This is a genomic window from Massilia aurea (assembly GCF_024753205.1).
GTDB lineage: Bacteria > Pseudomonadota > Gammaproteobacteria > Burkholderiales > Burkholderiaceae_D > Telluria > Telluria aurea.
Map to the genome: position 1 here is coordinate 1145268 of NZ_JANUGZ010000002.1, position 11741 is coordinate 1157008.

The following is an 11741-nucleotide window of genomic DNA, read 5'->3' on the forward strand; positions in this document are numbered from 1 at the left end:
ATCAGCCCGGCTTTTTTTCGTCGCGCAGTTCGCGCCGCAGGATCTTGCCGACGTTCGTCTTCGGCAGCGTCTCGCGGAACTCGACGAACTTCGGCCGCTTGTAGCCGGTCAGCTGCTCCTTGCAGAAGGCCTTGACCTGATCGGCGGTGAGGCTCGCGTCCTTCCTGACCACATACAGCTTGACCGCCTCGCCAGAATGCTGGTCGGGCACGCCCACGCACGCCACTTCGAGCACGCCCGGCATCGCCGCGACCACGCCTTCGACTTCGTTCGGATACACATTGAAACCCGAGACCAGGATCATGTCCTTCTTGCGATCGACGATGCGCGTGTAACCCTTGTCGTCCATGATGCCGATGTCGCCGGTCTTGAAGAAGCCGTCGGGCGTCATGACCTTGGCCGTCTCGTCGTCACGTTGCCAGTAGCCGGCCATGACCTGCGGGCCACGCACGGCGATCTCGCCGGCGGTGCCGAACGGGACGGCGTTGCCGGCATCGTCCAGGATGCGCAGTTCGGTTGATGGCAGCGGCAGGCCGATGGTGCCGGTGAACTCGCTGATGTCGCAGCGGTTGGCGGTCACCACGGGCGAGGTCTCGGACAAGCCGTAGCCTTCGACGATCGGGATGCCCGTCGTCTTGAGCCACTTGTCGGCCACGGCTTTTTGCACCGCCATGCCGCCGCCCGGGCACACCATCAGGCCCGAGAAATCGAGCTTGGCGAAATCGTCGTCGTTCAGCAGGCCGTTGTACAGCGTGTTCACAGCCGGGAAGATGTTGATGCGGTAGCCGCCCAGCTCCTTGATAAAGCCCTTGATGTCGCGCGGGTTCGGGATCAACAGGTTCATGCCGCCCACGCGCAGGCCGAGCAGCGCGCAGACCGTCAGCGCATAGATGTGGTACAGCGGCAGCGCGCAGGCAAACTGCGGCTGCTCGCCCGCCAGCTGGCGCCCCAGAGTCGGCGCGAACCAGGCCTCGTTCTGCAGCACGTTGGCGATCACGTGGCGGTGCAGCAGCACCGCGCCCTTCGACACGCCCGTGGTGCCGCCCGTGTACTGCAGGAAGGCGATGTCGTCGTGGCCGATCGCAACCTGCCCCAGGGTTTCGCGTGCGCCCTCGCCCAGCACCTTGTTGAAGGCGACCGCGCCTGGCAGTGAGTAGGCCGGCACCATCTTCTTGACCTTGCGTACCACCAGATTGACCAGCGTGCCTTTCAGGCCACCCAGCAGGTCGCCCATCGTGGCCAGAATGACGTGTTTGACCTGCGTCTTACCGACCGCCTGCTCGAGCGTGTGGGCGAAGTTTTCCAGCACCACGATCGCCTCGGCGCCCGAGTCGGTCAGCTGATGCTGCAGCTCGCGCGGGGTGTAGAGCGGATTCACGTTGACGACGACATAGCCGGCGCGCAGCACGGCGGCCAGCGCCACCGGATACTGGAGCACGTTGGGCATCATCAGCGCCACGCGCGCGCCGGGTTTCAGGCCCTTCGCCTGCAGCCAGGCGGCCATGCGCTGCGACATCGTATCGAGTTCGGAAAACGTGATGGACTTGCCCATGCAGGCATAGGCCTTGCGGTCGGCGTACTTGCGAAACGCCTCCTCGAGCAAATGCGCCAGCGAGCGATATTGCGTCGCATCGATCTCTGCCGGTACACCGGTTTCGTACGACGTGAGCCAGAATTTGTCCATGTATTCCACTGCCTTCCTTGTTGGTTCCAATAAAACGCCGAAGCCGCCTCGCAGGCGGCTTCGGCTGGTTGCCCATCATCCGCCGTGACTTATGCCACCGTGTCCGCCTGCTTTTCGTCCCGCAGCGCGCGGCGAAGAATCTTGCCGACGTTGGTCTTGGGAAGCTCATCGCGGAACTCGATGTACTTGGGGCGTTTGTAGCCGGTGAATTCCTGCTTGCAGTAGGCCAGCAAGTCGTCTGTCGTGAGGCCCGGGTCTTTTTTTACCACGAATACTTTGACCGCCTCGCCCGAATGCGCGTCCGGCACACCGACCACGGCGCACTCGAGCACCCCTGGATGGCCGGCGATCACGCCTTCGAGCTCGTTCGGGTAGACGTTAAAGCCCGAGACCAGGATCATGTCCTTCTTGCGATCGACGATCCTGACGTAGCCGCCCTCGTCCATGATGCCGATGTCGCCGGAGCGGAAGAAGCCGTCAGCCGTCATGACCTTGGCGGTTTCGGCCGGCTGGTTCCAGTATCCCTGCATGACTTGCGGGCCGCGGATCGCGATCTCGCCGCTCTCGCCCCGCGCCACCGGGTTGCCGGCATCGTCGATGATGGCGATGTCGGTCGATGGCACCGGCAAGCCGATGGTGCCGGTGAAGTCCAGCACGTCGGCACGGTTGCAGGTGGCCACCGGCGACGTCTCGGACAAGCCGTAGCCTTCGATGATGGCCACGCCGGTGATATCGCGCCATTTGTCGGCGACGGCCTTTTGCACCGCCATGCCGCCGCCATTGCAGATACGCAGGCCGGAGAAATCGAGGTGGGCAAAATCGGGGTTGTTCACCAGTGCGTTGTACAGCGTGTTCACGGCCGGCAGCATATTGAAGCGGTACTTGGCGAGCTCTTTGACGAAGCCCGGGATGTCGCGCGGGTTCACGATCAGCACATTCAGGGCGCCCATGCGCATACCCCACATGGCGCACGCGGTCAGCGCGAAGATGTGATACAGCGGCAGCGCGCACACGATTGTCAAAGGCTCGCCGCCCGCCGGGCCCAGCGCCGGCGCCGACCATGCTTCGCTTTGCAGCACGTTGGCGATCACGTTGCGGTGCGTGAGCGTCGCGCCTTTTGAAGGCCCGGTGGTGCCGCCCGTGTACTGCAGGAAGGCGACGTCGCCGGCCTTGAGCGTGGCCGGCTTGAAAGTCATGCGGGCGCCCTGCGCCAGCGCGTCCTTGAACGACACCATGTTCGGCAGCGAGAACTCGGGCACCATCTTCTTGACGTGGCGGACCACGAAATTGACCAGCATGCCCTTGGCACCGCCCAGCAGCTCACCCATGTTCGCCACCACCACATGGCGCAGCGGTGTCTTGCCCATCACCTTCTGTACGGTGTGGGCGAAGTTTTCCAGCACGATGATCGCTTCGGCGCCCGAGTCGGTGATCTGGTGTTCGAGTTCGCGCGCGGTGTAGAGGGGATTGACGTTGACGACGACGTAGCCAGCACGCAGCACGGCGGCCAGCGCGATCGGGTACTGCAGCACATTGGGCATCATGAGCGCCACGCGCGCACCCGGCGTCAGGCCGCGGCTTTGCAGCCAGGCGGCGAGCTTTTGCGAACACGCGTCAAGTTCGCGGTAGGTGAGGAACTTGTCCATGCAGACAAAGGCATTGCGGTCCGCGAATTTGCTGAACGATTCTTCCAGCAATTGCACCAGCGAAGAGTACTGATCCGGATTGATCTCTGCCGGCATGCCTGGTGGATACGACTGCAGCCAAATCTTGTCCATGGGTTGCCTCTGTCTCGGGATCTTTTGCAAGATCATGATCGTTCTTGTCGACGGCCGTGCTATGTTGCCGGCTCGCGTGCGCACGAAGCTTATGCCTTTGCTATCGCTGGTTGTGATGCTATCGGGCAGCGCCCTTGTGCGCAAGCGCTTTTACGCCGATTGGAACCGGCCCTCTACGGCAGCACGCTCATGGTGCGCTGCACCACCTGCAGGCCCGTTGCACCCGTCGTAGCCAACCCCGTCAACACGCGGGTGCGCTCTTTCTTGTCGAGGGCGGCGAGCCGGTTGACAGCCTTGTAGAAACCCGTCCACGTCTTCTCGCGGCGCAGCAGGGCGCGAAATGCCGGCACCAGATCATTGTAGGTCGCCACCGAGGCCAGATGGGCATTGGACAGCGGCTCGGCAAAGAAGCGGTCATAGCCGGCGTAGCCGCCCCAGTTTGCCTTGAGCACCTGGTAGTCGTTCTGCAGCGCGATGAACAGGCGGCCCTTGGTAGCGCGCTTGGTGGCGTCCGGTTCCATGCTCTTGTAGGTGCGCTCGAGCTCGCCACGATAACGCAGCAGCAGCGCCAGGAAGTCGCGCTTGCGCGCCTTGTAGCGGTCGTAGGCTGCGCTCATGGCCGGGTTGCCGAAGCGTTCGAGCCAGGCTTCCACACCGGCCTGCTCCACGGCGCTGGCAAACGATTCATTGAATTGGGAGTCGCCCGCGACATAGACGACCTGGTGCGCCAGTTCATGGAAGATCAGGCGCGCCAGTTCGGCGTCCGGGTAATTGATGAAGGTGGATACCAGTGGATCGCTGAACCAGCCGAGCGTCGAATAGGCGCTGACGCCACCCACTTCCACGTCGTGGCCTTCTGCGCGCAGTTGCCGGGCGTAGGCCTGGGCGTCGGTCTTGCTGTAGTAGCCGCGGTAGTTGACGCAGCCGGCCACCGGGAAGCACCACTGGATCGGTTTGAGCGACAGTTCGGGCGTGGCCACCACGTTCCACAGCACGTAGGGACGTTTGAGGCTGGTGTAATTGGTGTAGCTGCCGTTATCGGGCAGCTGCATTTCCTGGATGGCGAAGCGGCGGATCTGGCGCGCCGCCTCGAGCCGGTGCCGCAATTTGGCGCTGGTGCCGGTGTCGGCGATCCAGTCGTCGATCGGGCGCGCATCGGACAGCAGTTGCAGCTGGCCTTGCGCGGCCTGGGTGTAGTACGAGAGCGATGAGCAGCTTGTCAACATCAGGGCCGCAGCTGCCGCGGCCATGAGCGGCCGGAAGGCCAGTGAGAATCTAGAGGGCGTCATCTCGTGTGGGGGGCGCAGCTTTTTCAACCTGCACCAGGGTGTCGTAGAAAGTGGGCGCCCGGCCCATGTCGGTCAAACGCTGGCTGGTGACTTCGTTGGCGTTCTTGCCGTCGGTGGCCAGTTTCTTCCACCAGATCGACAAGCCCACCACCAATCCAGCGCGCGCCTTGTCGGTCACGCGTGCACGGGCGAGGAACGAACCGCGGTCGTTATAAATGCGCGCCATGTCACCGTGCGCGATGCCGCGTGCGGCGGCATCGAGCGGGTGGATGTCGAGGTGCGGTTCGCCCTCAGTTGCGCGCAGGCTCTGTACATTGACAAACGTTGAGTTAAGGAAGTTCCGTGCCGGCGGAGAAATCATGGCCAGCGGATAGGTTTTTGCCAGCTCCGGATTGGATGCCACCGACTCGTACGGCGGGATGTACGTCGGCACCGGATCGAGGCCGTCGGCCAGCATGCTCTCGGAAAAGAACTCGCACTTGCCCGATGGCGTCGTGAAGCCACCGTCGGCAAACGGCGCGTCCGGCATGTTGAGCTTGCTCCAGCCAGTGCGCTTGAGCGACTCCCAGTCGAAGTGCACCGCCCGCGTATCCTTGCTGTTGAAGGCTTGCGCTGCGATGGCGTCGTCGCTCTCGCGGAAGCACGGATCGGTAAAGCCCATGCGCGCGGCCAGCAGGCGGAAGAATTCGGTATTCGGCTTGGATTCGCCCACCGGCTCGACGGCGGCGTTATTGGCCATCATGTACAGGTGGCCGTAGGCCAGGTGCGCATCGACGTGTTCGAGCTGGGTGGTGGCCGGCAGCAGGATGTCGGCGTAGTCGGCGCTGTCGGTATGGAAGTGCTCGAGCACCACGGTGAACAGGTCTTCGCGCTCGAAGCCCTGCTGCACCTTGCGCGAATCGGGCGCAATGGCCAGCGGGTTGGCGTTGTAGACGATGACGGCCTCGATCTTCGGGCCGAAATCGGGCGCGCTTTCGCGCAGCAGGTCGTCGCCGATCGTGGTCATGTTGATCGTGCGCGGGGTGCGCCCGGCCAGCAAATCCGGGCGCTGCAGCGCCGGGCGGTTGGTCGGGAACGAGGCCGAGCTCGACAACTGGATGCCCCCGGCCGGCTGGCGCCAGGCGCCCACCAGGGCCGGCAGGCAGGCGATATTGCGCACGGCCATGCCGCCACCGCGCACGCGCTGGATGCCGTAGTTGACGCGGATCGCAGCCGCCTCGCCGTTCTTCGCCGTCTGGCCGTACAGGCGCGCCAGGTTGACCACTTCATCGACAGTGATGCCGCAGATCTCGGCCGTGCGTTCGGGCGGCCATTCGAGCGCGCGCGCTTTGAGGGGCTCGAAACCCAGCGTGTGCTTGTCGATGTAGGCGTGATCGAGCAGGTCTTCCTTGATCAGCACATGCATCATGCCCAGGGCCAGCGCGGCATCCGTGCCGGGCAGCAGCGCAATATGTTGATGGCATTTTTCGGCAGTGAGCGAGCGATACGGATCGATCGCAATCAAGGTGGCGCCATTACGCTTGGCTTCTTGCGCGCGCATCCAGAAATGCAGGTTCGACGCGATCGGGTTACCGCCCCAGATCAGGATCAATTTGGCGTTCTGGAACTGTTCGAGGTCGGTACCGATCGAACTGCCGATGGAATACCGATAGCCGGTCGCGCCGGCCGTGGCGCAAATGGTGCGATCGAGCAGCGACGCGCCCAGTTGATTGAAAAAGCGCAGCGACATCGATTCGCCCTGCACCAGGCCCATCGTGCCGCAATAGCTGTACGGCAGGATCGCTTCGGGGTCGCGCGCGGCAATGCCGGTCAGGCGCGTGGCGATCTCGTCCAGGGCGGCGTCCCACGTGATGCGTTCGAACTTGCCTTCGCCCTTGCGGCCAACGCGCCGCATCGGATACAGCACGCGATCCGGGTGATAGGTGCGCTCGATGTAGCGCGAGACCTTGGTGCACAGCACGCCGGCCGTGGTGGGATGGTCCGGGTCGCCCTTGACCTCAGTGGCAACGCCGTTCTCGACTTTGACGAGCAGCGCGCAGGTATCGGGGCAATCGTGGGGACAGGTCGCACGGACGGTGGTGGTGGTCATATTGTTATTTGGGCTTTGCATGCAGGCTGCACTGAAAAAACTGCGCTAAACCAATACTTTATACGATTCGGACGGGGTTCGTGACCTCCCCTGACAAGTCTGTTTAAGGCACGCTACAATAGTTAAAACCATGCCATGCAAGGGTGGCAAGACAACCGAGGGGCCTCCAGCAAACCCCTACGTGCAGCGCCTGACGCGCTGCAGCGCGCGTTAGCGTCACCGAGGTCCCCATCGCGGAGAACATCATGAAACTGGTTGAACCTATCCTGGCGTCACTCGCTGAAATCCAGGCAATCCGGCGCGACCTGCACGCGCATCCCGAATTGGGCTACGAAGAACACCGTACCGCGCAGATCGTGGCCGACCGGCTCGAAGCGTGGGGCATTCCCGTCGTGCGCGGCCTGGGTGTGACGGGCGTCGTCGGCATCATCAAGAACGGCACGTCCGAACGCGCGATCGGCCTGCGCGCCGACATGGACGCGCTGCCCATGCAGGAAATCAATGGCTTCGCCCATGCGTCGACCCACGCCGGCAAGATGCACGCCTGTGGCCACGACGGCCATACGGCGATGCTGCTTGGCGCCGCGCACTATCTGGCGCAGCACCGCAACTTTGATGGCACTGTGTATCTGATTTTCCAGCCGGCCGAAGAAGGCGGCGGCGGCGGGGAGCGCATGATTGAGGATGGCCTGTTCGAGCGCTTCCCGATGGACGCCGTGTACGGCATGCACAACTGGCCAGGCATTGCCGAAGGCACGTTTGCCGTGGTCGACGGACCGATGATGGCGTCGAGTAACGAGTTTCGCGTGACCGTGCGCGGCAAGGGCGCCCACGCGGCGCAGCCGCACCGCGGCATCGATCCGATCATGGTGGCGGTGCAGATCGCGCAGGCGTGGCAAACGATCATCTCGCGCGAAAAGAACCCGCTGCTCACGGCGGTGTTGTCGATTACCCAGATCCACGCAGGCAGTGCCACCAACATCATTCCGGATGAAGCACATCTGGTGGGCACGGTGCGTACGTTCACGACCGAAGTGCTCGACCTGATCGAGCGCCGCATGCAGGAAATGGCCGACGGGATTGCTGCCGGCTTTGGCGCGACAATCGATTTTGGCTTCAAGCGCAAGTACCCGCCGCTGGTGAACCACACCGAGCAGACCGCGTTTGCGATCGAGGCAATGCGCGCGGTGGTGGGCCCGGACGCGGTCAACGTGAATGTCGAGCCGACCATGGGCGCCGAGGATTTCGCCTTCATGCTGCAGGCCAAGCCAGGTTGCTATGTCTTCCTGGGCAATGGCGACGGCGACCATCGCACGGGTGGCCACGGTCTTGGACCATGCCAGTTGCACAATGCCAGTTACGACTTCAATGACAACCTGCTGCCGATTGGCGCGAGCTATTGGGTACGCCTGGCAGAGATGAGTCTGCCGGTTGCCTGACAACGTGGCGGGCCGGGCATCGCGCCCGGCCCTGCTTGAGGGCGCCTAAAACAGACCGAGGAATTTTTTCTTGACCGTGTTCTTGCGCGCCGGGTCGACGACATCGGTCACGTCCTTGTCGTTGAACTTGTCGATCAGGGCGGCAAAACCCTGGTGCCGCGCCAGATCCAGTTCTTCCTTGAATAACGGCACGACGCAGTGGAAGTAGATGTCCTTGCCTTCGACCGTCACCGAGTGGAACGGTTCCGGCGTCGACACTGGCGGCAACAGGATGGCGCCGCAAAAGTCCACGCCATCGACGTAGGGCTTGAGCGGTGCGCCGTTGGGCAGCGCATGGCCCAGGCCAATCCAGGTGCCCTGGTTATGCGGATAGTGCGCCAGATGGCGCATCAGGGCCACCGGCCAGTACCAGCGTTCTTCCTTGATCGCCGCTTCGTCGAGCTGCCAGTTCGCCGGCAGGGTCATGATCAGCTCGGCGAATGGCGGCGCGCCTTCCGGCGTCGTCATCGGACGCTTGCTCATTCCCGAGGTCACCAGGCGCACGTAGGGGAAGTCGGCGGTTGGTGCGATCACGTGGATGTCGACCTGGACGGCGCCGCCATCGGTCTCGTGGAAGAACATCGCGGGGGCGCCCAGGTGCGTGGCAATGTGTTCGCCGACCGGATCGTGCGGCAGCACGACGGATTCGGGTTGGCGCTGCATCGGCGCAGTCAACGGATACAGCGGAGTGATGGTTGGTTCGGCCATGGTGATTGATCGATATTGTTGCGGCGGGCGCCTATGATACCTGTGCCGCCCGCTTGCGTGGCTGCCAGCACGCTATTGTTCTCGCTAGTACAATACCGCATTATTCCAAAATGTCATCCCCCACCCTTTCCAGGTAGACCATGTTCACTCTCAAAAAAATCAGCATGCTGGCGCTGGCCAGCGCCGCGCTGTGCGCGCCTGCCGCGTTCGCCCAATCCACCGTGGGCAACGGTTATATCGATTCCGTGTCGTTCGAATACGGTACCAACCCGCAGCAGCGCATGGGCCGCGTCGCGATCCAGTCGGACTGGGACAAGCAGTGGTTTGCCGGCAATGGCCGCCATCTGTCGGGTTATTTTGAAACGAACCTGGCCCTGTGGCGCCTGAATTCGTACGAGAACGTTCGTGGTCGCAACAAGAACATCGGCGTGCTGGGCTTTACCCCGGTGTTCCGCTATCAGAACGACAACAAGCTGGGCCTGTATGGCGAAATCGGTATCGGCCTGAACCTGCTGTCGACGCTGTACAAGAATGAAGACAAGGAACTGTCGACCGCGTTCCAGTTTGGCGACCATCTCGGCGTGGGCTACACCACCGCCAAGTGGGACTTCGGCCTGAAATACCAGCACTATTCGAACGGCAGCATCAAGAGCCCGAACGCTGGCGCCAACTGGCTCGTCGCCAAGGCAGCCTACCGCTTCTGATGGGTTTTATTACCCGCGTGACACCCGCCCCGGCTGCGGGTACACGGCGCGGGTAAATAGCATTTCGTGACACAATCGGGCCTTTCGCGGCGTAGTCCGCGCGCTGCTGTCGAGGCCCGATTGACTCCTTCGCCTACCCTCAAACGCTATCTCCCCTGGCTCGTCGCCATTGCCCTGTTCATGGAACAGCTGGACGCGACCATCGTCAATACCGCCATTCCCAGCATCGCCGCCAGTCTTGGCGTCACACCGCTCAGTCTCAAGTCCGTCGTCACCAGCTATATCCTGGGCTTGGCCGTCGGTATTCCACTCAGTGGCTGGATGGCCGATCGCTTCGGTACGCGGCGCGTGTTTTTTACCGCAATTTCAATTTTCACCTTTGCGTCCGTGTTGTGCGGCTTGTCGGTCGATGCGCGGATGATGACGGGCGCGCGCCTGCTGCAGGGGTTGGGCGGCGCGATGATGATCCCGATCGGGCGTCTGTCGATCGTGCGTACGTTCCCCAAGAACGAGTTACTGGGAGCGATGAACTTCGTGATCATCCCGGCGCTGATCGGGCCGCTGCTGGGACCGACAATCGGGGGGCTGATCGTGCACTGGACCACCTGGCGTGTGATCTTCTTCGTCAATGTTCCAGTGGGGCTGATCGCGCTGTATTTTGTCTGGCGGCATATGCCGGATTACCGTGCGGAGCAGCGGCGCCCGCTTGATGTGGCCGGCCTGCTGCTGTTCAGCAGCGGCACGGCCTTGCTGTCGTGGGTGCTGGAAGTGTTTGGCGAGCACACGCTCGACGGCATCACGGCCGGTCTGCTGTTCTTGCTGGCACTGGGTTTGCTCGGCGCCTACGCCTGGCATGCATGCCGCACGAAGTTTCCATTGCTGCGCCTGACGCTGCTCAAGGTGCGTACCTTCCGCATTGCCGTGCTTGGCGGCTTCGTAACCCGTCTTGGCGTTGGCGGCTTGCCGTTCCTGCTGCCGTTGCTGTACCAGCTGGGCCTGGGAATGCCGGCATGGCAGTCGGGGCTCATGATGATGCCATCGGCGCTGGCGGCAATGGGAATGAAGCTGTTTGCACCGCGCCTGCTGGCGCGCTTCGGCTATCGCCAGGTACTGCTGGCCAATACGATCATGATTGGCGTCACCATTGCCATGTTCACGCTGGTCGATGCCGGCTCGCCGTTGATCATGATCGTGTGCATCAGCCTGATGCTGGGGTTCTTCAACTCGCTGCAGTTTTCGAGCATGAACACGCTGGCCTACGCCGACATTGAACCGGCGGACTCAAGCATGGCAAGCACGATCTCCAGCTCCCTACAGCAATTGTCGATGAGCTTTGGCCTGGCCGCTGGATCGATCGTGACTGCTTGGTTCCTTGGTGACGTGTCCCAGACCAATGGGGGTCGGGTGACGCAGGCGATACACCATGGCTTCATGGCGCTGGCAATACTGACGCTGTTCTCTTCCCTGGTGTTCTGGCGCCTGCGCCGCGACGATGGCAACAGCATCAGCCAAAGCCGCGGCGTGGCCAAGACGGTTGAACCAGTGACGGTGACGGGGCAGTAGGTTACGCCGGCCTTGTGAGGGGCGCGAGGACCTTTTCGCGGTTGTTCAGGATGAAACTCACGAAGGTCGGCTCCTTGACGGCCAGGCGTACCAGGCCCGGCAGCAATGGATAGCAAAACGTGGCGATCCTGCGCACGCATTCATCGTCGCGCAGGGCAGCTTGCGCGGCCTGTCCCGTGCCGCCGTGCAGCATTGGTGCGAGCGTGGCGCGTTGTTTGTCTACAATGGCGGCGATGGGCGTCATGAGGCTGGCGTTCAACGCGGCCTGTTCGATGGGATCTGACATGGTGATTCTCCAGCGGTGGTCGATGGAGAATGTTGGCGTAGAGCCGGCTGGTCGATGCTGATGTTGGGCAACAGAGTCGTCAAGTCCGGCTTTGCCTGGAGAGCAGCGACCTATCGATCGCCCAAAGCGAAAAGCCCCACTCAGATCACTGAGTGGGGCTTC

9 protein-coding genes are annotated in these 11741 nt (G+C 62.7%); 3 read left to right on the plus strand and 6 right to left on the minus strand.

Annotation, left to right across the window (positions count from 1 at the left end):
* Position 1 precedes the first annotated feature (1 nt).
* The 4 genes from NX775_RS10645 to NX775_RS10660 form a co-directional block, all read right to left on the minus strand.
* The gene (locus NX775_RS10645; protein ID WP_258835969.1) at positions 2-1684 is read right to left on the minus strand and encodes a long-chain-fatty-acid--CoA ligase; all 1683 of its coding nucleotides are present in this window, start codon (positions 1682-1684) and stop codon (positions 2-4) included.
* A gap of 89 nt (positions 1685-1773) precedes the next feature.
* Entirely contained in the window at positions 1774-3462 is a 1689-nt protein-coding gene (locus tag NX775_RS10650; protein ID WP_258835970.1) for a long-chain-fatty-acid--CoA ligase, read from the minus strand.
* A gap of 173 nt (positions 3463-3635) precedes the next feature.
* On the minus strand, positions 3636-4712 hold the full coding sequence (locus tag NX775_RS10655) for an aminopeptidase (RefSeq protein WP_258836005.1): 1077 nt from the start codon (positions 4710-4712) through the stop codon (positions 3636-3638).
* Between the two features lie 25 nt (positions 4713-4737).
* Entirely contained in the window at positions 4738-6840 is a 2103-nt protein-coding gene (locus NX775_RS10660; protein WP_258836006.1) for a molybdopterin-containing oxidoreductase family protein, read from the minus strand.
* Positions 6841-7085: 245 nt separating this feature from the next.
* Here NX775_RS10660 and NX775_RS10665 point away from each other — a divergent pair, with 245 nt between their 5' ends.
* Positions 7086-8279, plus strand: a complete 1194-nt coding sequence (locus tag NX775_RS10665; protein WP_258835971.1) for a M20 aminoacylase family protein — start codon at positions 7086-7088, stop codon at positions 8277-8279.
* A gap of 45 nt (positions 8280-8324) precedes the next feature.
* Here NX775_RS10665 and NX775_RS10670 read toward each other — a convergent pair whose 3' ends face one another.
* Positions 8325-9026 carry a suppressor of fused domain protein gene (locus NX775_RS10670; protein WP_258835972.1) on the minus strand — a complete coding sequence of 234 codons (702 nt, stop codon included), beginning with the start codon at positions 9024-9026 and terminating at the stop codon, positions 8325-8327.
* 140 nt (positions 9027-9166) lie between these two features.
* Here NX775_RS10670 and NX775_RS10675 point away from each other — a divergent pair, with 140 nt between their 5' ends.
* Both NX775_RS10675 and NX775_RS10680 read left to right on the plus strand, forming a co-directional pair.
* A complete protein-coding gene (locus NX775_RS10675) occupies positions 9167-9730 on the plus strand; it encodes an acyloxyacyl hydrolase (RefSeq protein ID WP_258835973.1) in 564 nt (187 codons plus the stop codon).
* 120 nt (positions 9731-9850) lie between these two features.
* Positions 9851-11293: a DHA2 family efflux MFS transporter permease subunit gene (locus NX775_RS10680; protein WP_258835974.1), complete on the plus strand. Its 1443-nt coding sequence runs from the start codon at positions 9851-9853 to the stop codon at positions 11291-11293.
* 1 nt (position 11294) lies between these two features.
* Here NX775_RS10680 and NX775_RS10685 read toward each other — a convergent pair whose 3' ends face one another.
* The gene (locus NX775_RS10685; RefSeq protein ID WP_258835975.1) at positions 11295-11579 is read right to left on the minus strand and encodes a hypothetical protein; all 285 of its coding nucleotides are present in this window, start codon (positions 11577-11579) and stop codon (positions 11295-11297) included.
* Positions 11580-11741 lie beyond the last annotated feature (162 nt).

Coding starts and splice junctions, on each gene's coding strand:
- NX775_RS10645 (WP_258835969.1), bottom strand. CDS start 1,684: ATGGACAAATTCTGGCTCACGTCGTACGAAACCGGTGTACCGGCAGAG.
- NX775_RS10650 (WP_258835970.1), bottom strand. CDS start 3,462: ATGGACAAGATTTGGCTGCAGTCGTATCCACCAGGCATGCCGGCAGAG.
- NX775_RS10655 (WP_258836005.1), bottom strand. CDS start 4,712: ATGGCCGCGGCAGCTGCGGCCCTGATGTTGACAAGCTGCTCATCGCTC.
- NX775_RS10660 (WP_258836006.1), bottom strand. CDS start 6,840: ATGACCACCACCACCGTCCGTGCGACCTGTCCCCACGATTGCCCCGAT.
- NX775_RS10665 (WP_258835971.1), top strand. CDS start 7,086: ATGAAACTGGTTGAACCTATCCTGGCGTCACTCGCTGAAATCCAGGCA.
- NX775_RS10670 (WP_258835972.1), bottom strand. CDS start 9,026: ATGGCCGAACCAACCATCACTCCGCTGTATCCGTTGACTGCGCCGATG.
- NX775_RS10675 (WP_258835973.1), top strand. CDS start 9,167: ATGTTCACTCTCAAAAAAATCAGCATGCTGGCGCTGGCCAGCGCCGCG.
- NX775_RS10685 (WP_258835975.1), bottom strand. CDS start 11,579: ATGTCAGATCCCATCGAACAGGCCGCGTTGAACGCCAGCCTCATGACG.